Below are 25,021 nucleotides of genomic sequence, written 5' to 3'. Positions count from 1 at the left end.
TTATTATAACTAATTAATAACGATTAGCGATGCATCGTCAATCTCTTTTGTCAAACTAACTTGAGAATTGTGCCAAAGTGTAGATGCAAATTCGCTCTGACTCAAAGTTAGATTAGGTAAGATTTGTTTAAGTTGCAGTAACCCGCTTTCATCTGTTTCTCGATTATCAAACAATCCATCGGTATAAACCAAAATATGTAATACATCCTTTAGTGACACAGAGTAAACTTCGTACTGATGTTCAGATGACAATCCTAATAAGGGGTCTACACCCGCTAACTCGCTTAATGTCCCATTTGACTTTATTACTATCGGCGGGGGATGCCCTGCATTCAGCCAATAAAAATGTCCTTCTGAAACATACCCAGCAAGCAGAGTGACCAAGCTATTTTTACATAACTGCTCTTCATATAACGCTTGATTAAGCGTATTGAGCAATTCATTACAATTTGGTTTGCTTGCCAAAAAACCGCGGACAAACCCTTTAATCGCAAAACTTTCTTTTCTCGCTTGAATGCCGTGCCCCATCATATCACCTAAAATAAATCCATTTTGTTGATTTGGGATAGGCATAAAAAAATCACCACCATCACCTACCTCGATTGAGCCAAATAAATGGGCATTAAAGCCCTCATTTAGTCGGTAATTATCGATACTACGTGGTGCTTCTATTTGATACTCAAACGCTTTAACCCTATTGGTCACTCGCTCTAAACTTTGCAGTAATCTAATTTTTTTAACTGGCTTCACTAAATAATCGTCAATACCCAAACGGTTTATACGGGTAATCGTATCATCAGAGTCTGTGCCTGTTAGCATGACTACGGACAGTGTACTCCTATGATCAGAACCATTTAACTTCGTAAGCAATGGTTCTGATGTTTGCTTTTGTAATTGGTAATCTAAAATCAATACCTGTACATCATGCAATGTGATCGCTTGCCAAGCCTCACTCAACTCTTGGCAAACGATTACGTCATAGTCGTCTTTTAGGTATGCATTTATTAATGCCAGTTGAGCAAGATCGTCGTCAACATAAACAGCTTTAGGCTTATTCTTGCCTTGGGTTAGTGGTATAGAAAAGTGGTTTTTACTACGCTTGCTCGTGTATGCCGCTTTTGGAAAATAATGCCTTATAAGCTCAACACCCATTCCTCCCTCAACTAGTATGCCGCTGTTAATATCCCAGTCAGATTCATTACAAGCAAATAAATCGTAAGGCGTTAAATTATCAATCACTTCTAATGTGTAATCTCCTGTTTTGTTTCGTGTTATGAGTAACACAATCGTTTCATCTTCTCCCTTACTATGCCGTAAAAGATTCGTTAAATACTCAGTTATAACGAGCCCAGCAGCATCAAGGTCATCACTTAATACGGCTAACCCACTCAAAACATGTTTAAGAACGTGCCGGATCTCAGTAACAGCGGGTGCGATTAAACTGAAGCGTCTGTGGTATATTGGTTCGTTCATGATTGACTTATAATTAGTGTGGATGAAATAGCCAAGTTTGACGATTTACCTTGTTAATTAAAAATTGTGTTATCCTTGGCCAACGGTTTCGGTGTCGCTCTAATGCGTGAATGAGTTTTTCCCCTAAAGGTGCGAAATGATGTTGCGTCACTACGACTCTTACGTGTTGATGTCCACCTTGTTTAATATTTTTAATACTGGTGCATAGCGATTCTTCATCATTTATGCCCAAACCAACGGTTACAATTGTCATATCACTACACAAGCTCAGCGCATGTAACGGCACGTTTCCCCTATTCATTTTTGTCGCCGGTGACATATCTAAAAGAATATAATTATACTCTTGGGAAAGTCGCTCGACGGCTTCTTTCATAACTTGTTTATTTTTTGCAGACTCCAAATTAGATAGATTTTGCATGGTTAGCAAGTCGACTTGATTATGCTCAATAATATTCAATTGACAGGTAATATCGCTGAAACACCATTCAGGACCCGTAGGTTGCGCAATTTCATCTAACTTTAGGGGGTTTATTGGGTTTAAATCGATAATTAATACACGGTGTCCGTTCGCTTTAAACCGTTGAGCTACACTTGCGCATACAGTTGAAGAGCCTGAGTTGCCTTCAAGTGAAATAAATGTGACACATCGAGCGTTGTTATCAATAATTTCATTACCAATATCTTCAACTTCTTGATATTGATGAGGAATAAGGTTCATAAGCCCACCACTAATGCTATAATAGTTATAAAATCAACAAAGTTATCTTTAAACTGACTCATTAAGTCTTGGCCTTTATCTGGTATGTATAGCGTATCTCCAGCTCTGAGTACCGGTATATTTACTGAGTTTGGATTTTTCACAAAAGCTTCTAAGTCAAAAACCCGTGAACGCTCTTTACAACATGAATGATTCACAACCACTATTTTGTCAATTAATGCAGACCCTGTTGGCCCGCCAGCTTCAGCGAGTATATCTAACAAAGTCATGGTGTCATCAAAATTATAGCGCCCTGGCTTTTGAATGGCCCCCATAATTCTTACCACTTGTTCCTTTGGTTTTCGCAACCAGTCTTTAGTTTTTTCAGGGACAAAAATAGTGTCTCCAGGTAGAACATTAGGAAAGAGAGTTTCATCTCCTGTTTCAAAATATAATGCTAAATCGAGCTTACTCACTCTGGCTTTATCTTCATTTCTATGTGTCACTCTAATGTTTTTTATATCCGCGTTGCCATTTGGTCCATCGGCCGCTGCCAAGATGTCTATGAAGTGCATATTGTGATTAAATGAATATCGCCCTGGAGACCCTACCTGACCCATAATGTATATTGACTTGCTTGACTCTTGACGGATCCATTGTGATTTATTGTCAGCAGGGTCTACTGGTAATTCTTCCACAATCACTGTGTCACCTGCTTGTAGACTGGGTAAGGGCGTTTTCCCATCCGATATCGTGTACTTTTCTAAGTCAAATCGCTTCGTTACCTCTCCATTTCGTACTATTTTAATATCATTAATGTTGGCACCTTTTGTTGGGCCTCCTGCATGACCTAATAGATCTGTAAAGTCCATCTCCTGACTCCACTCATATCTACCAGGAGAGAAAATTGCGCCGATGATTTTAATAGCCCGACTCGGCGGAATTTTTAACCAACTTTTCTCGTTTAGATCTGTTTTTTCAGGTACAAAAATAACGTCTCCAGGGTTAAGCAAAGGGATCTCTGCTGAAACAATCCCTTCACTGTATCCTTGCAAATCAAATAAAATATTTTCTCCAGCTGGTGTTAAAATTCTAATTTGTCGGGTTTCTGCAAACCGTGTTGGGCCGCCTGCATTCGCCAATATATCGAGGAAATTGATATTGTCGGGTGCTTCATACGCCCCCGGTTTCTGGACTTCCCCCATAATATAGACAGTCCGCGCAGTGGTATTTACATCATCCACCATGATAGGAACGTAAATGGTTGAACCTGCTTTTAAATCAGGCATATTGTCTTTATTTGGTTTATCTAAGTATGCTTTTAAGTCAAATACTTGAGGGGTCTTATCTACAATAACTCTGATTTTTGTAACATCAGCATATCGAGTAACGCCTTCGGCTCGCATTATGGCATCTAATACACTCATATCGTCTTTAAATGAAAAGCTACCAGGGTTATGTACCTCCCCCAATAGGGTAATTGCGCTGCCTGCGCTAGCATCCCCGGTTGCACTGAGAGTTTGCGCATCAAAGTCTATTTGCACATTACCAAGTAAAGGGGATACCGGCACGAATACGATATCTCCACTTTGTAAATTAGGGAGTATCTTGACATTGCCCGAGTCTAAGTAAGCCTTATAATCAAATTCAATAATAGACTCACCGCGTCTAATTTGAAGTCTATCAAGCTGCGCTCCTGGTTTTAACCCACCCGCTTTCGCTATTACAGTTTGAATGTTTCCATCAAAAGGGATGCTAATTTGTTCTGGTGCATTAACATAGCCCAACACTGTTATGAAAATATCTTTGGCTCGTAGCTCTATATAAAAATCATCCATTGCCCTATAAACATTACCAAGCGTTATTTTCACCTCATTTTGGAATTGTTGAACCGTTTTACCTGCGGCTTGCACACGACCCACTTCTGGTAATACAATTGCCCCGTCTTTACCGACTTCAAACACGGCTTCAAATTCAGCTTCACCTGGGACGTAAAGAAATAACTTATTACCAATTTGAATTGTATCTGTACCCTTTGAATGAGTATCAGCAGATATTAAAAACGACAATAATAAAACTAAGCAAAGAAACAGCCGCATAACATTACTCCTTAGTTGCTTTAATCACCTTTGTCCATTCAACTAACGATCCTGCTTTGACAGGTTTACCGTTGTTGATTTCCGTCAGTGATAAAATTATTGCTTCGACACGCCGATCAGAATGTCGTTCTGCGTCACTATTACTTATATTGTTATATGGCTGTAAACTGCCTTGTGTTAACGTTGTGATCGTCTGTTGTTGTACACCATACACACCAAGCCAGTGCTTTACGGTTTCAGCCCGTTTAAGTGCGAGTTCATAGTTGTTATCATGATTACCCACTTTGTCTGTGTGTCCAACTAATAATATTGAAATATCAGAGACTTGCTTAATTAAATCCGCTGCTTGGGCTATTCTCCCCATATATTTAGGTGTGATTTGATAGTCATCAAATGCAAACTGGTTATCACTATTCAATAAGTCTGTTATTTGATTTTTAACTTTAACAGGCACCTCTTTCACGACTACTACATCATTTTTAGGGGCACACTTCGTCATCGCTTGTACCATTTCAAAATGCCCCGAAAGTTGATTAAGGCCATGGTAGTGAATGAGTAAATCATGTTCCGCATCGGCCCACATTTGTGCTGACATTAAACGGCGAATGCGATTTTCATAGACTTGTGCTTTTAACAGTTGTGCAGGCATACAATCACGGATCCCTTGAGCTTTTAGCAAATCGAGTTTCATCACAAGGTGCTCAAATTCGTTAGTAACAACATTTATGTCATCAGAAAATACGTGGTCCGTATCGCCCAAATGCTTTTTACCGTCCTCACTTTTATGCTGACTGTAATGTTCTGCCCAACCTCCTTGCCCTTCTTCAGGCCAAGAAGCACATCCGCCTATCATGACTATTACCGATAAAAATAGTGTTATGTGCTTCATAAATTCTCCTTGCTTACAATTCAAGCTGCTCAATGAAAGGAATCGTTTTGTCGACCCTTAGTAAACTCATTAATTTGAAGGGCTGCCCATTTACTTTTAACAAAGCAAGATTTTGTCCTTTCTTTTCAATTCGTTTGTATAAGAAAACCATAGCCCCTATACCTGAAGAATCAATAAATTCCGTTTCTGAAAAGTCTAAAATGATGTTTGTATTGTCACAAACAGCGAGTTTTTCAAACTCATCCCGAAAGCTATCCACAGTAAAGCCTGAAAAGTCGCGAGGTAAAGGTAAAACACGAGGGGTATTTGAGTAAGTTGCTTCAGTCATGATCATCACCAAGTTTATAATAGAAGTTATGATTACTATTACAACTATAGTGCCAACTTTATACTTTAAACAATATGTTGTTTTATAATTAAATAATTGATAATTACTGCAAAATGCAAAGGAATTTAATAAAACCATTGCATTTTGCAAAGCAGATTGTCGTTACTGGCCTTTTCCTAATACAACAACCTGTACGGTTTTAAATAGTATGGTGAATTCCATTTTAATCCAACTCAAAGGTGATGACATACTTAATACATAGGCATAATCCCAGCCAATTTTACTTCTTGCATCTTCCACAGATTCATCATAACCATTCATTACTTGAGCAAGACCTGATATCCCAGGTTTCAACCCATAAGTTCTATGGCAAAAATACGGTATGGATTTCTCTAATTTACCATAAAAAACAGGTCTTTCTGGTCGAGGACCAATTAAAGACATCTCTCCGATCAGCACATTCCAAAGTTGAGGTAATTCATCAATTCTCGTTTTTCGTAGGAATGAGCCGATGGGCGTTATACGGGGGTCGTCCTTACTGGCCCATACTGCGCCGCTTTTCGCTTCAGCATCCACCACCATAGAGCGAAATTTATATACATAAAATAATGACACAAATTCATCGGTGCTTTCACCGACTCTTAGCTGTTTAAATAATACCGGGCCTTTAGACGATAATTTAATAGCCATAGCTGCACCTAACATAATTGGTGACACAAACAGTATACCGACGCTGGCTCCAATAATATCTAGTGCCCTTTTCGCACACTTAACACCATTACATCTCGTTGTAGCGCTCGATACTCGTTTCCAAGGCGAATCAAAATACCCATATTCAAATTTCACAATACCTATTAAAGCTATCCAATAACTATTTAGTACATAAGCTATTTGGTCCAAAATGAGCAATCGCTTTTTAGTGTTAAATAGAAATTTGAACAAACTGGTCAAATGGATAGCTAGCAGCCCACTGCTGACGATCATAGACCATTGTGTTTGATATATTATCACCTCAGCTATCAATGCAAGGTACATCCCTAGAAGGAGAATTGGCATCAAACCTCGTAATACTTTATGGGATAGGAAGTTAATACTTGTCCATCCTAACTTGACGTTCATTAAAGGCATCAACAGTTTAATTTGTTGCCAATTCCCAGCTCCGACCCTCTCTCGGCGAGTATAATCTTGTACTTGGTCGTCACAGTCACATTCGTACATGACCACTTCATCATTGATTATTGCATTGCCTCCGTGAGCCAATGCTCGCATCGACAATATAAAGTCATCGTTGATGGCATTTGGTTCCAGCACAGTCACTAATTCTGAACGCACAGCAAACATCGCTCCAGGTACTCCAATCACAGCACCTACATTAGACTCAAGCCTTTTTAGGGTATTTTGATATTGCCAGTAGGATTGCTGCGAAATTGGCGCTGAATCTTGTAGCGTATACTGACCCGTTGTCACAGCCACGGCATTATCTCTAAAATCCTGCTCTATTTTATTCAGTGCATCAATACTTAACAGTGCACTAACGTCAGTAAACACCAATATATCGTATCTATCTCTAGTCATAGAAATCAACGTATTTAAACCCGCGGTTTTGCCTTTATTCTCAATTTGCAAATGCAAATTGCAATGCACATTGTTAGACTCTAGCTGATATGAAACTGATTTCGCTAATTCATACGTGTTATCAGTACAACCATCAAAATAGATATGAATATCATATTTATGATTAGGGTAAAGTAATGACCCCAAATTATGCAGCTTTTCTTCTATATATTCAGCCTCATTATAGGCACACATCAAAATAGCAATAGTTGGTGTTTCAGTCTGGTTATCGCTAGGTTCAACTTCCCCCATACTATTATTTTTCATACTATTCATTAGTTTAAGTACAGCCATATACCCTATATGATGATATATGGCCATCAGAATTAACACGAAAAACACAATTGCAAATATTGACATATTATTTATTCCTTATGCATTAAGGCCTCGGTATAATTGGTCATACTGCGAACTCATTTGAGAAACATCCGCTATTGCGATTGCATGTGCTCGAATAGATGGACCACGTTCTAACTTTATCGCTTTAATTAGAGCAAATGGCAGGCCACTATGTGCTGTAGGGCTTAATAAAATTCCTTGTTTAGGTGTTAGGACTTCGTGAATTCCTCCCACATCACTGGCAACAATAGGAAGCCCGCAGGCCATAGCTTCTAAAATTGACAGAGGTAATCCTTCTCGTTCAGAAAACAAACAAAAAACATTAATTGCTGAATAAAAAACCTGCATGTTTTGAACGTTACCTAAGAAGTGGACGCGTGATTCCAAACCTAAAGAGATAACATGTGTTCGTAAACCTTGCTTTAAGCTCCCATCCCCCGCTAGTACTAAATGATAATCACCAGGGAGGTCTTTTAAGCTCGATATTAGCGCTTTATGACCTTTACCCGGCTCTAATCTAGCCGCACAGCCTACGAGCTTGATAAACTTAGGTAACCCAAGTTGATATCTTGCATGTTCCATATTGATTGCAGCGAATTGAGTACAATCAATGCCATTTAAAATGGTGTTCTGTGTTGATATAGCAGTTCTAGACGTAAAATCATCGGCAACCACTTGCGCGTCTGCAACCCAATGGATAGCACATATACGATTTAGTAACTTTGTGATCACGCGTTGCTTGAAATTATTTAAGTACCATGCATCATGAATTGTCGATATATGTCTAACCTCCTTACGCTTTAAACAAGCCAAACTTGCATATAGCATAGGTCCAATATGATGACTGTGGATCACTTCAATTTTTTTCTCTTCGATGACCTTTATCAATTTATCTACGACTGATAACTCAAACTTTGGGTTTTTATCTAAAAAAACTAAATGCTCTTCCATTTCTTGTAGTTGCGGCCAACTAGCCAAAGATTCGACTTTATTGCCTTGCAGCGCGACAATCACACTGTTTTGTGCAAAACAACTCTTTTGCATTAATGTCACTGCCATTTTCTCCAGCCCGCCAATTTTTAAGTGTTGTACTAGATGTAATACTCTCATGATTCTTCACCTTCTATCTGTCGACTTACCACCTGACCATTTACAATCTGGTCTTGATCAAGTCTGATAATGGGTAACACCGTCAACACAGGTTGAGCGGCGAGCTTTTCAATCGTCGCCAAGTCTTTCAAATGACTATCGCAAAGTGTTGCCACGAACACACAAGCAAATCCAGTAAAAATACCCAATACAACACCTACAATGGCTGATACAGATAACGCCGTGTTTATGGCTTTAGTAGGGCTATATGCTCGCTCGATCGTCTTCACTTTGTCAGGTCCCTCATACTTCACTAGCTTTCCTGTCACCTTTGCCATTTCATAACGACTTAACATGTCTTTGTATAGGGTTTGTTTTACATCGTAATCACGCTCAAGCTTTCGCAACTGCTTCTCTATATCACTAGTGATAAGCAGCCGTTGACTCAACTTAGAAGTTTGCTCTGTTAACATATCAAACTCTTGTTGATGCTGTTGAACCATGTTTTTTGCGTCTTCAAGCGCTAAGATTTGCGATACTAATACTGTACTTTCTCCATTCGAACCGGTGGATAAAGTATTTGCCATTTGCCATAGCTTATCTAAGTCCGTCACGTCTAAATCGGTTCCATGACTCAACAATGTTTGTTGACGTTGTTTTAAGTTGGCCAACTCCCTTGTCTTTTCTATAACTTTACTGTGTTTATCGGTATATCTTGTTTTCAATAAGCTCAAATCTGACTCCGAGCGAATGATTTTTTCTTCAAGACGTCCCAAAATAGGGTTTGCTTGCCCTAATTTACTCGCAAGTGCTTTAAGTTTTGCTTCAGCGCCTGATAAAATGACAAACTTTTGCTGTTTATCATTTATGAGCTTATCAAGCATTTGGCGGTTGCTATTTAATACGTCAGGCAACGTATCACTGTAGGTGACTTTGAACTTAGCTAACTCGTCTTCTGACTTTTCTAATTCACCTCTTAAAGCATCTAGCTGCTGGTAGAAAAATTGTTCAGAGGTATCTAACGATGCTTTGGTTGGCGCCAATAAACGCTCAATGAATTTTTCCACTACTTTTTCTAAAATAAGCTTCATTTGTGAAGGCTCATGCCATTTTAAATGTATACGGACAAGTTCATCTCCTACTAATGAAAGGGACAATCCTTGTGATAGTTTTTGCTGCACCAAATCAATTTCATGAGAAGTTGGATCGTCAGATAATAAATTAGCTTCTTTTGCTACAGAAGTGAGTACTTTGCGACTTATGACCAAGGTACGAAGAGCCGCCATTCTATTGGATAGCTCAAACGAGAATGATAAATCATCAAGAAAGGGGTTCAGTAACGATGATTCTTCAATTAAAATTGTTGCATGGTTGGTATATTGTTTTTGTGCTGTGGCGGCAAAAAAGAACACAACAAGAGGCACAACCAGTAAAGGCACAGCAAAAAGCTTCGCTCGGCTGTATAAAGCATACAGTGCGAGGTAGATTAGTCTTTTTATTTGTTCTTTTACTAGCATGACTCCCTACCTATTACTTTTGCAAATTGCAAAGCACGATTGTCGTTCCATTCGCATAATGAGAAAAATATCCAATTTTTCGTGCTTCCCTTGTAATATTGCAGAGTCTAGACCACTTTTTGTTACTCACCCTGAAATGCAATTAATTGTTGTTCTACAGAGCGTGCTTTAGCACTCCAGCTATGGTTTTTTGCCAATGACGATTGTGTTTCTTTCCAACTTTTATTTAAAACTTGATTTAACGCAATTGCGGAATCAATACGCTGTATAAAGCCACTATCGGTAGAAGCAACCAATATCGTTTCTAAATATTTGTTAACAGCGGGAAAATTGGTAGATACTACAGGAGTACCTGCAGCTAAGTATTCTTTGAGTTTGAGTGGGTCGCATGCTTGAATTTGCTGGTTATCAACAAATGGTAAAATAGACACATCCCAATGCTGAGAAAACTCAGCAAGTCGTCGGTGTTCAACAGCTTCTATGTGCGTGACATTATTAAATGACAATAATGAGTCGATGTTATGTGTGATAGTACCGACTAAAATCAATTCATAATTGGGTCTTTCCGATACCAATTTGGTCAACAAATCAACGTCTAGCCATTCATTTATAGAGCCATAAAAGCCAATTTTAAACCGTGTAACATGTTTTATTTCGTTCGCTATGGTGGTTGGTTTTGTGAATAACTCGAAATTTACTCCATGGGTAAGCATATAAGTTTTATGCTTTGGCATCTTGTTATATAAATGATCGCTGATCACATATATCAAGTTTGCTTTGGCAATCAACTTTTGCTCAATAGGCGCAATCATCTTATGGTCCACACCGGCTAACGCTGAAAAATCATCGCCGCAATAGTAAACAACTTTATCAATAGGCCGCACATTAATCATTGTGATCGCAGTAGGGACGCTAATCCAGTACAAAATAGGCTCGTTTGAATCAAAATGCTTTTTAGCAAATACAAACTCGTTGAATGATTGTACTAAAATATTGTCATGCCACGGTAGTACGGCCAAGTTATAGACCGACGGCTGGTCATTTCTACTCGCAGCAATCCCGACCTGCGCTCCACCCTTTGATTGCCTGAAAAGTTTTTTTGCCTTATTGAATACACGAGACAAATCTGTAAACCTTAGACTAGGTTTTCGCATCCCAACAGAGTTTATCCAGTGAACGTCATGGTCTTTAGACAATTGCTTAAATAGATGCTGAGTGCTGCTTGGATGAGCGCCCCAATCTTCTCCGAAAACGACAAATTTCATACTGTTACCTCTTGTGGGATCTGCTTCACTATTTTGGCTGGATTGCCAGCTGCAATGGTAAATGCAGGAACATCTTTGGTAACAACACTGCCTGCCCCAATTATGGCCCCCTCACCAATAGTTACGCCAGCAAGCACAGTCACTCCAGTACCAAGCCATGCCCCTTTCTTAATAATAATAGACCCTATTTGTGACTCATTATCAGGGAGCCCTTGAGCCCGCGCTTTAGCATCTATAGGGTGTCCAGGGAAGCCAGCTAGAAAAACACGACCCGCGAGTCTCACATCGTCATGTAGTTCGATAGTGGTACCGATTGAGAATGCATTTTGCCAGCCTACGTCAACGTTATTACCAATTTTCAAAGTAGCTACATGAGAATCACAGTAACGACCACAAAATGTACTAATACCAGACATTCGAACATCGTCACCGATATCAACATTGAGAGGGCCTAGCATCTGCGGCAATCCACAATACAAAGATAAGCGTTTTTTACTACCACCTACCTGACTTTTAAACAAAGGCGTATAATAAAAAACTCTTAAAAGCTCAGAAAACAGTATAATTAGGAAATGATGCAGCTTAAAAAGTAAATTGTGTATACCGGGTATAACAATCATTTGAGGGTTTCGGACTTTTTTTGCTAATTTAAATAGTTGTTTAGCTAATGCACTGTCACTATTTTTAAGCCATGTTTTGAGAGAAATTACCATAATCCTTTTCCTTAGCGTTGTCAGTAGCAAGCTTTTCTAAAGCAATAGTTAAAGATAAAATAATGTATAATGGCCAAGTAAATGCCTGAGTCAAAAATGTACCGGAGACCATAAACCCAATTAGCCCCGCTTTTAAAGCGTAGGCATTAATCGCAACTTTTGGGTCAAAGTTCAGTGAATTTCTAACAATTGTTCTGTTTAAACTTCTATAAATTCCCACAATTACCAATACAAACACCATAAGGCCAACAAATCCGGTTTCACCTAAGACTTGAAACCATGTGCTATGCACCGCATGATTTTTACCATCCCAATGCGGACTATAAAAGAAGTAATTTGAATAAAAATTATTCACACCAACGCCTGTTAAAGGGTTGCTCAAAGCCATATTAATTGCAGCTTGCCACGCATAAATACGGCCCATTGCCGACGCATCGACTCCTCCTTCAGCAGCACCGCCACTTTGTCTGTCTGTAATACCTGCGAAAATGACCATGACTAACATACCAACCGCACCGATTGCCCCTACAATTATGGGGTTTTTAACTTTTTGATAGACAAAAAAACTCAGAACGGCTGCTATACCCAATAACCCTCCACGACTTTGCGTCGCGATCACGCCACTTATCACTAAGACTAAACCCGTACCGGCTAAGATTCTCCGCCATTTATGGCCATTGCTATCAAATAACTCAGCCGCTAAAAACGACACAGGAAACATTAACACCAAAGATAAGTCATTCGGATCTCCCAACTGAGAGCGAATGTCTCTTGAAATTGTGACCCGAGTACCTTCAACCAGCCCAATACCATTGGCCTTATTTTGCAACGCAACCAGCGCAATAGATGTTCCGGATAGCATAATACCAATACGAACTAAGTTGAAATGAGACAATGTTGTCATCCACCAACTAATCGCGAATACCATAATGAAAACTTTGGTCAAAATTCCAGCCCAGTACTCTATTGCGAGCCCTCTGTTAGATGCCGCAAAAACACAGACAGTTAACCAAATAAAGAGAGCAAAAAATAAAATATGGCAGGAGTTCCAGTGAGGTTTCAATTGCTTTGTTATAAATAAGTGCCAAAAAATTCCGAGTAATGATGCAAGCGCCAACAATTTTGGGATCTTAAACGGCATAAGTACTGGAAAAGCTTCATGTAACCTGAAATAACTAAATAAAATGAAGAGAATAACAAAGGCTGTGCTCACTCGTACTGCTGTAAATGCAGCAAAAGGCATGACAATTATGGCAAAAGCAGCGATGGGACCTATCGTTTTATACAGTACAAGTACTAATAATGCCGCCAACCCGCCACTAATTAATAGCTGATTTGCTTTTAACCAGTCAGACATAGGCTCCCCTTTTGGGAAGGTGTTTTATACACTGAGTCACTTCCGCGCTGTATTGCTTTGCAACAATGACAAGTAATACAACGATAATTACGGCCTGATAAGCGTAAATAAAAGTTGGTTGAATATATGATAAGCAAGTTAACGCACCTAGACTTAACCAAACAATAAATAAAGACTGAAACCTATAATCAACATACTCTAGCCTTTGACTCACTAATATAAAGGCAAAACAACGGACCACTTGAACTAAGAGCAAAGAGCTCACAACCCCGTCAACTTTATAAATTGGGATCAACCAAGAAAACATACTTACCACTAATACAGCACTTATCGCATTGATATACGTGACCCAAATCCCATTGCGACATTTATAGCATGCGATATTGAATATATCGCTATGATGGCGCAGCACGACAACTAAAATTAACCCTGTAAGCCACATATCATTGCCATAATAGCTCGCAGGTAACGTGACTTTAAATATAACTGGCACTACAACCATCATTAATGCACAGAGAATTAACCCTAAATTTAGACTTCGTAGCGCCATATATCCATACTCATTTGGTTCATTAGCGAGCACATCAAATCGTTTTGCAAACCACCACATTCTAATTGGTTCAAATGTGAATGACGTCATTAACGCAAATTGAGCAGCGACAAAATAGACTGCTAATGCTCTTTCGCCTTCTAATGCAACGATGAACCAATTTTCAGCACCATTAGATGCGTATAGGCACAGAGATGAAATTAAAATCGATGTTAAAAACAAAAGATGCCGAGATTCGATTTGCCATTTAAACTGCGTCAGTGTCATTTTTATAAGGGGAATTAATAACCATAGTGCAGCAATTAGTACTAAAGAAGCCGATATTGCCCCCGAAAGCATCACTCCCGTTACCCCAAAACCCATAAACAACAACCCAATACTCAATCCAGTCTGAAATACTCCATGAACAACAGCCAAGTAACAATAGTGTTTAGCATTGCCAACTAATCGATAATAACTGTATGGAATAGCTAACACGGACGAAGCAAACAGGTTAACAGCTAGCAATCTTAAATTTGTGAGGTCTACATCACCTGGTAACAAGTTCGTTATACTTTGAGTGAATAGCAGAACCACAATCAAAAAAGCGAAGCAAACCCCTATACTCACAACCAAACAATCGCGGAAAAATGCTATTTTTTGATTATCATCTTGATAATGCTGACGAAATAAAAGCTCTGGTAATCCTAAACTTAAAAGTAGGGAGCACACAGCTGAAATTGTGACTAAAAAATTCAAACTTCCATATTCTTGTTGCGTTAATAAACGGGTAGCAATCGGCAGCATCAAAAAGCCCAAGCCTTTCAGTACCAACATAGCAACACCATAATACGCAACTTGCTTTAGTCCACTCATGCTCATTCCTTACTGCTACTTTTAATAACTAACTTATAATGCCTGTACCCAATGAGAGAGCTTTTCGGCCTGTGCTCTAGCGTTAAAATGTTTAGTAACGAAACGCTTACCGTTTTGACCCATTGTAAATCGTTGGTAAGGGGAAAGTTCGCAAAAATCTGTCACTATTTTAGAAAGGCTCATAATATCCGATGGTTTACACTTGAACCCCACTTTCTGATTGACGATTTCTTTTGCTCCCATCAATTCTGTTGTTAGGACTGCTATACCAGAGCCCATTGCCTCTTTTAAAACGAGCGGTCCAGTATCCCTGTCCCCATTTTTTGCAATACAAAACGGAGCAACTAATGCTGAATAGTTTTTTGTATTTTTAGCTATCCAAGCTGGCGGCTTACGGCCTAAAAAGTTTACATTTTTTTCAATACCCAATGCTTCAGCCATAAATTTCAGGTCATTCATTAAGGGCCCATCACCCACTATGTCCAAAGTCACTTGATGCTGTACCAATACATTTTTCAACGCGGGCATTAAAAACTGTAATCCTTTTTTTTCTACCAACCGACCAATAAATAATAATTTCACATCGCTGTAAGCCGATGAAGGTGATTGATTGAAGCTCTCTAAATTTATACCGCAATGAAGGAGCTTAACGCGACTTTGAGCATACCGACTAAATTGATTCGCCATATCTTGACAAACTGCCACTGAAAAATCACATAGAGAGAGCTTTTGTGGTATATCAGCTTGGTTGACATAAACGTCGTGGCCATGACCAATCGACGATACCGTAATGTTCGCAAGTTTTGCCCCCACTATGCCGTAGGCGAGTGATCCATGCATGAAGTGGCAATGAAGATGTTCAATCTCTGTTAACTTTATTATTTGAGCAATACTATTGCCATAAGCAAGAAGTGATGGCGTTGGAATGGATGCCATTTTCGATGCAGACATATACCCCCGATATAAAGCTGATAAGTTGAGACAACCCATAATCAGTGATTGGTGAGAAGGCTTTGAAATTTCTACCACATCAACGCTTGGGCTTAAAACATCAGATTTTCCCATATTTTCAAATGTTATTACCGTGACTTTATGTCCACTCTTGACTAACGCATTGATCTCAGTAACCACGAATGTTTCAGAAGCGACTGGGAAGCTTGGAACCAAAATACCAATATGTTTCATAATTTACCCTCCAACTAGGTCATGCTTTACATACGCAATTGCCATGCCGTACTTTAATCACTAATAACCTCACTTAATTGGCTATTAATTGCAATCACATTTGCAAAATGCAATGCATTCGTAGAATCTGAGATAAAAATGAACGGTTAAAGAGCAAATAAAGTTGGCGTCTTACTTGCGTATACAGGAATACAATTAATGTGGAGTGCAAATAATGAAACCTGATATTTCTGTGATAATTCCTAACTACAATTGCAAAGCGTATCTGGGTAAAGCGTTAGCAAGCGTAATTAAGCAAACCGATGTTATATTAGAAATCATCGTTGTAGATGATGGCTCAACTGACGGGAGTGTTGAATGGCTTGAAAAAGCATCGCAAACGTACTCTAATTTAATATTGGTAAAACAAATACGGTGCGGTGTTGTTGCTGCTCGAAATAAGGCAATTTCAATTGCACAAGCAGACTATATTGCATTTCTCGACGCTGATGATTACTGGAACGAAGATAAGCTTGCCACACAACTGGCTTATATGAAATCTAACCAAAAATGTACGTTGAGTTTTACAAACTATATGCACGTTGATGAACAGTATAACAAAATCATAGATTGCTTTTCTTACTGGCCCGAATTTTATAATAAAGAACTAAAAGATACGACAAAGTATCAATATCTTAGTAATAGCCAAGATATGTTGCTTTACGCAAATGTGATTGGTACGTCTACCGTTATGGTAAAGCGTGATGCAATTCAATCTGTGATGTGTTTTGATAACGAATTAAAAAGTGCAAGTGACTGGGATTGTTGGCTAAAGTTAGCATCTGTAGGAGAAGTTGCGTACACTTATCAATGCGCCATGGATTACTTAATGCGTTCGAACTCAATTACATCAAATAGAATAAAAAGAATTGATGCTATGAGGTTGATATTAAAACGATTTGTTAGTTCTAATAATGTTGGGTGGATAACCCAAATAAAAGCAGGTGCACGCTTGAATGAGTGTTACGGAGAATATTACAGAGAAATGGGGCAAAAAGTTCCAGCGTTGATATGGGCGTTAAAAGCGTTTTTCCTATACCCCCACAGACGCAATTTAAGACACCTATTACATGATATAAAAAGCTTAACCGCATAAATTAGGAAGCACTATGCATTCGATTTTGATAATAGACGATGAAGAAGCAGTATTGAGAGCACTTGGCCGTTTGTTTAATAGAGAGTATCAAGTAGAGCAACACAGTGATCCTCTGACAGCTGTTGAAAGTATGAAAGTAAATGACTTTGACTTGGTTATATCCGATATTCGCATGCCAAATATGGATGGCTTCGCTGTATTGAAACACTTCAAAAAACATCAGCCTAATGCAGGGAGGATACTTGTAAGTGGATATGCTGATATTGAAGACTGTCAAAACGCGGTACATGATGGACTTGCACATATGATAGTGTCAAAGCCATGGGATAATTTTGAACTTAAATCTGTCGTTAAGTTAGTCCTAGAGAATAGTGAGCTGAAAAAGAAAAATAAAGTATTGCTGACACAGTTAAAAGCTTAATTTATAGGTCAGTACAGAATGGTCACTGCCAGTAAAAGGGAAGACATCAAACTCATTGATATTGATTTCTCGACTTACTGCACAGTGATCAATTGCTAACCCACCTATAATAGCGGGTATACTTTCAACGCTGCGCCAGGTCGTGTGATAACCTTTTGTAGAATAACACCACTTCCCCAACGTGGTGTTTAAGTAACGCGACCAAAAAACAGTATTGAAATCTCCCGCCACTACCCAAAGGCTACCTAGTTCCTTTAACAGTGCTCCTACTTCAGTCAACAACTTGTTACGTTGTTTCCACAGCTTTTCATTGCGGGGGGAAGGCGGATGTAATACGACAATGTCTACAATTCTATCAGTAACCAAAATTTTTAAATGAACGTATCCAACCTTTGGACCATCAACTTGGACAAACTGCCTGTATACAATTGGATATCTAGAAATCACAGCGACCCCCATTGGGAAACCTTCAATTTCTTTGTAACCATATCGAGAAAACAAAGGCTTTATTTTAGCAAATTGTGCTCGGTTTTTATCTGAAAACTCCAACAATATAAATAGGTCTCGGTCATCAGAGTTAAAATCAGTAAAGTGTTCAATTAGATTATTATTTGTATAGCGCAAATTAATTTGCTTTACACTTAATACATCATTTTTAACTTCAGGATCAAAGCCTAAGCTATAAAAATAATGTGAAGTGGTCAACAAACCGGATATGACTAAAGCCACGCTACCTAGATATTTATTTTTTATCTGTAAAAGTACTGCTAATAAAATACAGCTCAGCAGCAACTGCCCTCTTAAGCTGTGTAAAAGGTCACCGATATAAAATGAATCTAAAGCACCATACGCTATTGCACACACTGCAATATAAACACTACACAAAAGAACGATCATAGAACCTCCCATATGGTATATGATTAGCTTTAAATTAACGTTGTGCAAATGTTAAGAGAGATTTAAATTGAGATAAATAGTATGATGTGTTCCTTTCTTCTTGGAAGAAGGACGTGATTTTATTAACACGAGCCCTTCCTACGTCTTTTTAATTAAACCCGTCTAACATTTTTTGACATACTACAGGCGTAGGTCGATGATTGTCGTCTACCGCAACAAATGTAAAGCTGCCCGAAATAGCCAAGTGCTTATCATCTTTATGCATTCGCTCTAAATAGATTTTTACTTCAACCTTTAAACTTGTATTACCAACATGCACTACTTTCGATACTAATTCGGCAAATGTTCCTGCTGGTATAGCTTCTTTAAAGTCAACACGATCAGATGATATCGTCACCAGCGGTTTTCTACAAAATCGAGTTGCAGCAATGAAAGCTGCTTCATCCATCCACGCGAGTGCATCCCCGCCAAACAAGGTGTTATGGTGATTTGTTCTACCCGGAAAAACCGTCTTAGTAATGGATGTTACCGACTCTTCGATACGCTTTACAATAATATTTTCTTTCTCTAAATCTGTCATTTTTTACTACTTTTGTTCGCCAGTGTGTTAGTCATTAATAATTGAGGATCTAGCCGTTCTCCAAACCAATTGAAACGCCAATCCAAATGAGGGCCTGTTACACGTCCAGTAGCACCAATATCTGCAAAATGCTCTCCTACAGATATGTTGTCTCCAACTTTTACATGTATTTTATTTAAATGAATATAGGTTGAGGTAATTCCATGTCCATGGTCAATGATGACCGTTCCACCACTGTAATAGAGATCATTATCAGAAAATACAACAGTTCCATTTAATGGCGCCCAAACAGGCGTGCCAGTCTTATTTGCAATGTCTAACCCATAATGCGGATTACGAGGCTTGCCATTAAAATACCTTTGACTGCCATAAACTCCAGAAATACGACCTTTGGCTGGCCTTAATACCGGATCTAAAAAATACACTAGGTCGGAGCTTTTGGCTCTTGCAGCTCTCACTGACTTTGCCTCAGCTCTAATACGCTCTAATACCGAATCAGGAGGAGATACGTACTTTTTCTCGACACCAGTAATTCTATCTATATTGAAAGTTCGCGATGTAATTAGCAGTTCAGTGGAATGTAGTTTCTCATCGGTTGTTACCCATGACAATGTGTGTGTTGTGGGCGCATTTCGTCCAAAGCCAAAAACAAACTGACCTTCATTCGTAACTTTTATTGCTTGTCCGTTCAACTCAACAGATTGAACTTTTTCTATTTTACCAATCACCATACCACCTTGAGTGAGGTGACCCGTTAATTCTAACGCACTTATCGTACAAGTACTCAGCAATGCACCAGTAAAAAAGAATGCCCGCTTAAGCATATGCAATCGCTCCTTTCCCAACTCCTTCATATGCTTTAACCATTACTTTTTGCATTGGATATGACTTTTTGACTTGGGTAGCTAAATAATCAGCAATACATTCAACAGTTGTATCGCAAGGCAGAATATCACACCTGTCTTTACTAATGGCTAATTCAAAGTACCCCTGTGCGGCTTCATAAGCAAAGCAATAATCACTTGCAAAAGGCGCAACATATTTTACAGCTGCGGAATCAATCTCATCTTCTTGCGTACCTAAGTAAATATCTTCCCATTTAGCCGCCCATTCTTTCTGAAGTCTTGGCATACTGATCCCATCTAAAGAAATCCCGATCAGAGAGCGGTGCCCATGAACGATTCGCTGACAATTACCATCATGCTTCTTTAATCCGTGACTGTAATGATAGTAGAAACTTGTCGCAGGCTCTGGTCTTAACTCAATACCTATATCTTTAACGTTATTAGGCATACTCGGCATAATAACCGACTTTAAAAATTCAATAACAGATTCTTCGTTAATCGTTTTACATGGAAGCAAACACACAGCTTCACTCGGGGCACTCATTGCTAAATGATGTTGCCCACCAAAAGTGCAGTCTAACTCTACTCGCCCATTGATATCATTAACATGCCCTTCGACATCAAGACTTGCTATCGCAAGCTTATGATCTATTGTTTCATCAATAATTTTTTTTATTTGCTTTTTAACTAATGCAAAATCTAAAACCATGGACTCATCATTGAGTTTACCATGAAGGGTTAAATCAACGATCCAGCTTTCGCCTACTGCACCTCGTTGATTACACAAGTAAGAAAAATCGATCACGGTTAGAGCATCTACAAAAAGGATCATAAACTTCCGATAAATTAGTTTAATTCTGGCGATATTATAAAGATTTTTGAGATAAAAATCGCCTATATAAGTGGTTAGAATTCAATTTAAATGCGAATTATTCTTATAGAAAATTGAAATTTAACTGTTCGGAGTTGTCTAGCGTACAAGTGTACGCTAGAGTAGCGTGGATTTTTAAGCAAAGATTGTGAACTATGGAACCAAAAAATAGCTATACAAAAGAAGAATTAGTACTTTGTGGTCAAGGCGAGATGTTTGGCGAAGGTAACTGCCGTTTACCTAGCGACAATATGCTTATGATGGATCGTATTGTAGAGATCAACGATAATGGCGGCGAGCATGGTAAAGGTCTTATCATTGCCGAACTTGATATTAACCCTGATTTGTGGTTTTTCGACTGCCACTTTAAAGGTGATCCAGTAATGCCTGGTTGTTTAGGACTAGATGCTATGTGGCAGTTAGTAGGTTTCTTCCTAGGTTGGTCCGGTGGACCAGGTCTTGGCCGCGCACTGGGTGTGGGTGAGGTAAAGTTCACGGGTCAAATTTTGCCTAACGCAAAGAAAGTGACATATCGATTGGATATGAAACGCGTTATTAAGCGTAAGTTATTTATGGGTATGGCTGATGGCACCGTTGAAGTTGATGGACGCGTGATCTATGAAGCAAAAGATTTGAAAGTCGGTTTATTCCAAGATACCAGCGCTTTTTAAATTTTTGTTTATAAACAACAAAGCCCCATATAAGGGGCTCTGTTGTCTCATGAATTCTATTTATTATGTTTTAAACATATTTCTATTATCTATGGCTTCTCGCCATCCACCAAGCCACTCAGAACGTGACTCGATTTGCTGGTATGGACATAAATCTTTAGACCGCCCCGATAATCCAGCTTTAAAACCTTGAGAATGTGCTCTTTCTAAACGGTCTCTTTTCTGTCTCTTCATAGGTAAAAATCCTCACCTTTCATATCTTCAATGATGTTGCTATCAAATTCGACAACAACATTTAACGAATAGCTAATAACGCCATAAATATCAAACTTATTCCAATTTTTAGTACATCAACTACACCTAGTTTAATGACTTTATAAATGCTAATAATTTTTCATCCGATGTGTACCTTTCACACCTTTATTGTTGAATATTTTAGACTAGTGACTTATCAAACTATATTTGATTACCTCTGAACACTGCGTTCAGCCTTTTCTAACTGAAGTCTTTCCGTAAGCTCAGTATTAAATAAATCATATTCCATCATTCGGTGCAATGTCATTAACCGCAATATTTATTGCTCAAACCCAAAAAGGGATAAAAAACACGAAAACATACAAACAACTAGATAAAAGAGAGAGAAAAACCAAGAGTAAAACATAGTTTACCCAATAAAATTAGTAAAAAAACATTCATCTTTTTGTCATGTATATTTCACTTAAAAAGTATTTCAATAACAGTATTTTATAATTTTGTATTAGAGATTACGATTTCATCTTGTTTAATAAAAGCGTACAGATACTAATATTATCGCTACATCTGAGTACTCGATTTAACAACTGCCAGCGTCATGATATGGTACTAAAGGAGAACAAGAATAGTCATAAAAACTTGATATTTAAGTTGATTTTTTTGATTTGTTTTTAACCGCTGAAAAAGGCACTAATATTCTCTAGTGCCTTACTGCTTTATTTCATGAAACACGTCATCCTTGAGATACACTTCCAAATCGCTCAATAATTAGTCTAGCGTAATTTAGGCATTAGCACCATATAGAGAATTCAATTATCTTACCTCAACGTTAAGGTAACTTTAGACGACCAAAATCTATAGATTTAATGCGCTGACGTTCAGGTTTCTCGAAAGTTTATACCGTATTCAAAGTAAATTTTTTATAGTTAGCACATCTATATGTAAGTAATTATCACCTGAGTAAACGTCTCACACCATTTGTGTGTTTATTCGCTAACCTCATGTCGCTATCCACTCGATATTGTAACTTGTACTCAACCCTCATTTCCTATGTACTTATCTAACCCACCTCATTATACTAACTTACAGTTTACTCCACCTGATAGTGCCTGATACGTCTGCTATGGAGTGATGCTCATCAATTACTTGCTTGATTATTTTAAACCTCGATTTTGCTGCATAAATTGGTTTCTCATATTTTCACCTACTTAGTCCGCACTGTCGCCACCATTGCGCAAGTGGCTTAACTTCTTATGCTTTGAACTTTCCATTCACGCTGTTCGCCGTAATACCTTATATACGTTTGTATTACCCAGTTTTATTCACAGCCTAAAATCAACTAATTAAACTCGTATATTTAAGGCCTTTATATGGAATTAAGTATGGAATTATATTTTTATTGGATATTATCGTGAAATTTAGCCACTATTCTTGGTTGGCATCCGGCGCTAATATTTCATTAATTTACTGGACAGGTCCCTTCAAGAGGGCGCTTAGTGACCTTCTATCTTATAATAAAAAAGCCGCGACCAAACGGTACAACGGCTTAACAATCAGAATTTAATACTTACCTATTTATTTTATAGTGCACTTTCTAATTCAGGTAATACGTCAAACAAATCCGCTACCAAGCCGTAATCTGCAACTTGAAATACAGGCGCATCCGGATCTTTGTTGATAGCAACAATCACTTTGGAGTCCTTCATTCCTGCTAAATGCTGAATCGCCCCACTTATCCCAACGGCTATATATAAGTCAGGCGCTACAATTTTACCTGTTTGGCCTACTTGCATATCGTTCGGTACAAACCCTGCATCTACCGCAGCTCTTGAAGCACCTATGGCAGCACCTAATTTATCAGCAATACCATTTAGTAGCGCAAAATTTTCACCATTTTGCATACCACGGCCACCTGAAATAACAACTGGTGCTACATTTAATTCTGGACGTTCTGACTCTGTTTGCTCGACACTCACAAAGCTCGATAAGGTATTATCTAACGCCAAGGATAATATTTCGACTTCACATGCACTTTGTTCAGACTGACTTTCAAAAGCACTTGCTCGAACCGTGATAACCTTTTTAGCCTCGTTCGACTTAACCGTTGCAATAGCATTACCGGCATAAATAGGTCGCTTAAATGTTTCGCTGTCGATAACATCTATGACTTCTGATATTTGTGACACATCCAATAGCGCCGCGACACGTGGCAGCGTGTTCTTACCAGTAGTAGACGCGCTTGCTAAAATATGAGTATAGCCACCAGCAATCTCTACAATCAGATCAGCGGTATTCTCTGCTAATTGATATTCAAATAACGCATTATCAACAACACGTACTTTTGTAACTCCGGCTATGTTGGCTGCTGATTGGACAACATCATCAACATTATAGCCAGCAACTAATACATCAACGCCTTCCGCCACTTTAAGGGCAGCATTAATAACCTTAGCGGTCTCCGCTTTAAGCTGACCATTTTCATGCTCTGCAACGACTAATACACTCATGAGATCACCTTTGCTTCATTTCTAAGTTTAGATACGAGTTCTTCCACACTGTCAACAATCACACCGGCTTGTCGTTTACTTGGCTCTTCAACTTTTAATAATTCGATTCGAGGTGTAAGGTTAACACCTAATGTGTCAGCTTCAATGACCTCTAACGGCTTGCGCTTTGCTTTCATGATATTTGGCAAAGATGCATAGCGCGGTTCATTAAGCCTAAGATCAGTTGTGACGACTGCTGGTAGTAACAATGATAAAGTTTGTAGGCCTCCGTCAACTTCTCTTGTAACAAGCGCCTTGCCACCATCAATGACCATTTTCGACGCAAATGTTCCTTGGCTACGTCGTGTTAACGCTGCCAGCATTTGTCCAGTTTGATTATTATCGGAATCAATTGACTGTTTGCCTAAAATAACCAATTCCGGTTGATGTTCATCAACAAGTTTGGCGAGAAGCTTTGCCACATGAAGAGATTCTAATTTGGCGTCGGTTTGAATATGAATCGCTTTATCTGCGCCAAGTGCCAGTGCTGTACGTAATTGCTCTTGGCATGCTTTATCACCTATTGAAACCGCAATAACCTCGGTCGCAGTCCCCGCTTCTTTTAACCTTATTGCTTCTTCTACCGCAATTTCACAGAATGGATTCATTGCCATTTTTACGTTAGTTAAATCAACATCAGTGTTATCTGGCTTGACTCTTGCCTTTACATTGTAATCAATCACGCGTTTGATTGGCACAAGTACTTTCATAGTTACTCCATCATCTGGTTATTCATACCGCTGACGCCAACGTCAACATATTTATTTTATAGATTCAGACTACTTCCTGTTGACGTAAACGTCAACCTAAAATAACCTTAGTTTAACTTTATA

At 38.7% G+C, this 25,021-nt stretch carries 23 protein-coding genes; 3 read left to right on the top strand and 20 right to left on the bottom strand.

Annotated elements, in window-relative coordinates; genetic code table 11:
• Positions 1 to 9: 9 nt before the first annotated feature.
• The 13 genes from PAUR_RS09610 to PAUR_RS09550 all read right to left on the bottom strand — a co-directional run bounded on the left by PAUR_RS09610 (position 10) and on the right by PAUR_RS09550 (position 15,970).
• Entirely contained in the window at positions 10 to 1,473 is a 1,464-nt protein-coding gene (locus PAUR_RS09610; protein WP_192507545.1) for a SpoIIE family protein phosphatase, read from the bottom strand.
• A gap of 13 nt (positions 1,474 to 1,486) precedes the next feature.
• Positions 1,487 to 2,191, bottom strand: coding sequence for an AAA family ATPase (locus tag PAUR_RS09605; protein WP_192507544.1), 705 nt, complete (start codon positions 2,189 to 2,191; stop codon positions 1,487 to 1,489).
• Positions 2,188 to 4,269, bottom strand: coding sequence for an SLBB domain-containing protein (locus PAUR_RS09600; RefSeq protein ID WP_192507543.1), 2,082 nt, complete (start codon positions 4,267 to 4,269; stop codon positions 2,188 to 2,190). The genes PAUR_RS09605 and PAUR_RS09600 overlap by 4 nt, the downstream gene beginning before the upstream one ends.
• A gap of 4 nt (positions 4,270 to 4,273) precedes the next feature.
• Positions 4,274 to 5,158, bottom strand: coding sequence for an OmpA family protein (locus PAUR_RS09595; protein WP_192507542.1), 885 nt, complete (start codon positions 5,156 to 5,158; stop codon positions 4,274 to 4,276).
• A 13-nt stretch (positions 5,159 to 5,171) separates the two neighbouring features.
• Complete coding sequence (locus PAUR_RS09590) at positions 5,172 to 5,486, bottom strand: STAS domain-containing protein (protein ID WP_010363390.1); 315 nt, start codon at positions 5,484 to 5,486, stop codon at positions 5,172 to 5,174.
• Positions 5,487 to 5,648: 162 nt separating this feature from the next.
• On the bottom strand, positions 5,649 to 7,460 hold the full coding sequence (locus PAUR_RS09585; RefSeq protein WP_192507541.1) for a sugar transferase: 1,812 nt from the start codon (positions 7,458 to 7,460) through the stop codon (positions 5,649 to 5,651).
• A gap of 12 nt (positions 7,461 to 7,472) precedes the next feature.
• Positions 7,473 to 8,549 (bottom strand): glycosyltransferase, encoded by a 1,077-nt coding sequence (locus tag PAUR_RS09580; RefSeq protein WP_192507540.1) that lies wholly within the window; start codon positions 8,547 to 8,549, stop codon positions 7,473 to 7,475.
• On the bottom strand, positions 8,546 to 10,045 hold the full coding sequence (locus PAUR_RS09575; protein WP_192507539.1) for a GumC family protein: 1,500 nt from the start codon (positions 10,043 to 10,045) through the stop codon (positions 8,546 to 8,548). The genes PAUR_RS09580 and PAUR_RS09575 overlap by 4 nt, the downstream gene beginning before the upstream one ends.
• Before the next feature lie 122 nt (positions 10,046 to 10,167).
• A complete protein-coding gene (locus PAUR_RS09570) occupies positions 10,168 to 11,310 on the bottom strand; it encodes a glycosyltransferase (RefSeq protein WP_192507538.1) in 1,143 nt (380 codons plus the stop codon).
• Complete coding sequence (locus PAUR_RS09565; RefSeq protein ID WP_192507537.1) at positions 11,307 to 12,023, bottom strand: acyltransferase; 717 nt, start codon at positions 12,021 to 12,023, stop codon at positions 11,307 to 11,309. Before PAUR_RS09565 ends, PAUR_RS09570 begins: the two co-directional genes overlap by 4 nt.
• Complete coding sequence (locus tag PAUR_RS09560; protein ID WP_192507536.1) at positions 11,995 to 13,380, bottom strand: O-antigen ligase family protein; 1,386 nt, start codon at positions 13,378 to 13,380, stop codon at positions 11,995 to 11,997. The genes PAUR_RS09565 and PAUR_RS09560 overlap by 29 nt, the downstream gene beginning before the upstream one ends.
• A complete protein-coding gene (locus tag PAUR_RS09555; RefSeq protein ID WP_192507535.1) occupies positions 13,373 to 14,785 on the bottom strand; it encodes a lipopolysaccharide biosynthesis protein in 1,413 nt (470 codons plus the stop codon). The genes PAUR_RS09560 and PAUR_RS09555 overlap by 8 nt, the downstream gene beginning before the upstream one ends.
• Positions 14,786 to 14,818: 33 nt before the next feature.
• Entirely contained in the window at positions 14,819 to 15,970 is a 1,152-nt protein-coding gene (locus PAUR_RS09550) for a glycosyltransferase (RefSeq protein ID WP_192507534.1), read from the bottom strand.
• 214 nt (positions 15,971 to 16,184) lie between these two features.
• Between PAUR_RS09550 and PAUR_RS09545 the strand changes: the two genes are divergently transcribed.
• Both PAUR_RS09545 and PAUR_RS09540 read left to right on the top strand, forming a co-directional pair.
• Positions 16,185 to 17,105, top strand: coding sequence for a glycosyltransferase family 2 protein (locus tag PAUR_RS09545; RefSeq protein ID WP_192507533.1), 921 nt, complete (start codon positions 16,185 to 16,187; stop codon positions 17,103 to 17,105).
• Between the two features lie 13 nt (positions 17,106 to 17,118).
• Entirely contained in the window at positions 17,119 to 17,526 is a 408-nt protein-coding gene (locus PAUR_RS09540; RefSeq protein ID WP_192507532.1) for a response regulator, read from the top strand.
• Here PAUR_RS09540 and PAUR_RS09535 read toward each other — a convergent pair.
• The 4 genes from PAUR_RS09535 to PAUR_RS09520 all read right to left on the bottom strand — a co-directional run bounded on the left by PAUR_RS09535 (position 17,515) and on the right by PAUR_RS09520 (position 20,680).
• Positions 17,515 to 18,423: an endonuclease/exonuclease/phosphatase family protein gene (locus PAUR_RS09535; RefSeq protein WP_192507531.1), complete on the bottom strand. Its 909-nt coding sequence runs from the start codon at positions 18,421 to 18,423 to the stop codon at positions 17,515 to 17,517. The genes PAUR_RS09540 and PAUR_RS09535 overlap by 12 nt on opposite strands.
• A gap of 148 nt (positions 18,424 to 18,571) precedes the next feature.
• On the bottom strand, positions 18,572 to 19,003 hold the full coding sequence (locus tag PAUR_RS09530) for an acyl-CoA thioesterase (protein ID WP_192507530.1): 432 nt from the start codon (positions 19,001 to 19,003) through the stop codon (positions 18,572 to 18,574).
• Positions 19,000 to 19,827 (bottom strand): M23 family metallopeptidase, encoded by an 828-nt coding sequence (locus tag PAUR_RS09525; RefSeq protein ID WP_192507529.1) that lies wholly within the window; start codon positions 19,825 to 19,827, stop codon positions 19,000 to 19,002. The genes PAUR_RS09530 and PAUR_RS09525 overlap by 4 nt, the downstream gene beginning before the upstream one ends.
• Positions 19,820 to 20,680, bottom strand: a complete 861-nt coding sequence (locus PAUR_RS09520) for a 6-carboxytetrahydropterin synthase (RefSeq protein ID WP_192507528.1) — start codon at positions 20,678 to 20,680, stop codon at positions 19,820 to 19,822. Before PAUR_RS09520 ends, PAUR_RS09525 begins: the two co-directional genes overlap by 8 nt.
• 194 nt (positions 20,681 to 20,874) lie before the next feature.
• Between PAUR_RS09520 and fabA the strand changes: the two genes are divergently transcribed.
• Positions 20,875 to 21,390 carry a 3-hydroxyacyl-[acyl-carrier-protein] dehydratase FabA gene (fabA, locus tag PAUR_RS09515; protein WP_192507527.1) on the top strand — a complete coding sequence of 172 codons (516 nt, stop codon included), beginning with the start codon at positions 20,875 to 20,877 and terminating at the stop codon, positions 21,388 to 21,390.
• 63 nt (positions 21,391 to 21,453) lie between these two features.
• Here fabA and rmf read toward each other — a convergent pair whose 3' ends face one another.
• The 3 genes from rmf to PAUR_RS09500 all read right to left on the bottom strand — a co-directional run bounded on the left by rmf (position 21,454) and on the right by PAUR_RS09500 (position 24,898).
• Complete coding sequence (rmf, locus tag PAUR_RS09510; RefSeq protein WP_192507526.1) at positions 21,454 to 21,624, bottom strand: ribosome modulation factor; 171 nt, start codon at positions 21,622 to 21,624, stop codon at positions 21,454 to 21,456.
• A gap of 1,598 nt (positions 21,625 to 23,222) precedes the next feature.
• Entirely contained in the window at positions 23,223 to 24,149 is a 927-nt protein-coding gene (locus PAUR_RS09505) for an electron transfer flavoprotein subunit alpha/FixB family protein (protein ID WP_192507525.1), read from the bottom strand.
• Positions 24,146 to 24,898, bottom strand: coding sequence for an electron transfer flavoprotein subunit beta/FixA family protein (locus PAUR_RS09500; protein ID WP_192507524.1), 753 nt, complete (start codon positions 24,896 to 24,898; stop codon positions 24,146 to 24,148). Before PAUR_RS09500 ends, PAUR_RS09505 begins: the two co-directional genes overlap by 4 nt.
• Positions 24,899 to 25,021: the final 123 nt, after the last annotated feature.

Origin of the sequence: Pseudoalteromonas aurantia 208 (assembly GCF_014858725.1) — a bacterium.
GTDB classification, from domain to species: domain Bacteria; phylum Pseudomonadota; class Gammaproteobacteria; order Enterobacterales; family Alteromonadaceae; genus Pseudoalteromonas; species Pseudoalteromonas aurantia.
This window is presented reverse-complemented; position numbering and strand designations above follow the sequence as displayed.

Coding starts and splice junctions, on each gene's coding strand:
- PAUR_RS09520 (WP_192507528.1), bottom strand. CDS start 20,680: ATGATCCTTTTTGTAGATGCTCTAACCGTGATCGATTTTTCTTACTTG.
- PAUR_RS09505 (WP_192507525.1), bottom strand. CDS start 24,149: ATGAGTGTATTAGTCGTTGCAGAGCATGAAAATGGTCAGCTTAAAGCG.
- PAUR_RS09575 (WP_192507539.1), bottom strand. CDS start 10,045: ATGCTAGTAAAAGAACAAATAAAAAGACTAATCTACCTCGCACTGTAT.
- PAUR_RS09530 (WP_192507530.1), bottom strand. CDS start 19,003: ATGACAGATTTAGAGAAAGAAAATATTATTGTAAAGCGTATCGAAGAG.
- PAUR_RS09565 (WP_192507537.1), bottom strand. CDS start 12,023: ATGGTAATTTCTCTCAAAACATGGCTTAAAAATAGTGACAGTGCATTA.
- PAUR_RS09550 (WP_192507534.1), bottom strand. CDS start 15,970: ATGAAACATATTGGTATTTTGGTTCCAAGCTTCCCAGTCGCTTCTGAA.
- PAUR_RS09585 (WP_192507541.1), bottom strand. CDS start 7,460: ATGTCAATATTTGCAATTGTGTTTTTCGTGTTAATTCTGATGGCCATA.
- fabA (WP_192507527.1), top strand. CDS start 20,875: ATGGAACCAAAAAATAGCTATACAAAAGAAGAATTAGTACTTTGTGGT.
- rmf (WP_192507526.1), bottom strand. CDS start 21,624: ATGAAGAGACAGAAAAGAGACCGTTTAGAAAGAGCACATTCTCAAGGT.
- PAUR_RS09500 (WP_192507524.1), bottom strand. CDS start 24,898: ATGAAAGTACTTGTGCCAATCAAACGCGTGATTGATTACAATGTAAAG.
- PAUR_RS09560 (WP_192507536.1), bottom strand. CDS start 13,380: ATGTCTGACTGGTTAAAAGCAAATCAGCTATTAATTAGTGGCGGGTTG.
- PAUR_RS09600 (WP_192507543.1), bottom strand. CDS start 4,269: ATGCGGCTGTTTCTTTGCTTAGTTTTATTATTGTCGTTTTTAATATCT.
- PAUR_RS09590 (WP_010363390.1), bottom strand. CDS start 5,486: ATGACTGAAGCAACTTACTCAAATACCCCTCGTGTTTTACCTTTACCT.
- PAUR_RS09545 (WP_192507533.1), top strand. CDS start 16,185: ATGAAACCTGATATTTCTGTGATAATTCCTAACTACAATTGCAAAGCG.
- PAUR_RS09525 (WP_192507529.1), bottom strand. CDS start 19,827: ATGCTTAAGCGGGCATTCTTTTTTACTGGTGCATTGCTGAGTACTTGT.
- PAUR_RS09580 (WP_192507540.1), bottom strand. CDS start 8,549: ATGAGAGTATTACATCTAGTACAACACTTAAAAATTGGCGGGCTGGAG.
- PAUR_RS09570 (WP_192507538.1), bottom strand. CDS start 11,310: ATGAAATTTGTCGTTTTCGGAGAAGATTGGGGCGCTCATCCAAGCAGC.
- PAUR_RS09535 (WP_192507531.1), bottom strand. CDS start 18,423: ATGATCGTTCTTTTGTGTAGTGTTTATATTGCAGTGTGTGCAATAGCG.
- PAUR_RS09605 (WP_192507544.1), bottom strand. CDS start 2,191: ATGAACCTTATTCCTCATCAATATCAAGAAGTTGAAGATATTGGTAAT.
- PAUR_RS09610 (WP_192507545.1), bottom strand. CDS start 1,473: ATGAACGAACCAATATACCACAGACGCTTCAGTTTAATCGCACCCGCT.
- PAUR_RS09595 (WP_192507542.1), bottom strand. CDS start 5,158: ATGAAGCACATAACACTATTTTTATCGGTAATAGTCATGATAGGCGGA.
- PAUR_RS09540 (WP_192507532.1), top strand. CDS start 17,119: ATGCATTCGATTTTGATAATAGACGATGAAGAAGCAGTATTGAGAGCA.
- PAUR_RS09555 (WP_192507535.1), bottom strand. CDS start 14,785: ATGAGTGGACTAAAGCAAGTTGCGTATTATGGTGTTGCTATGTTGGTA.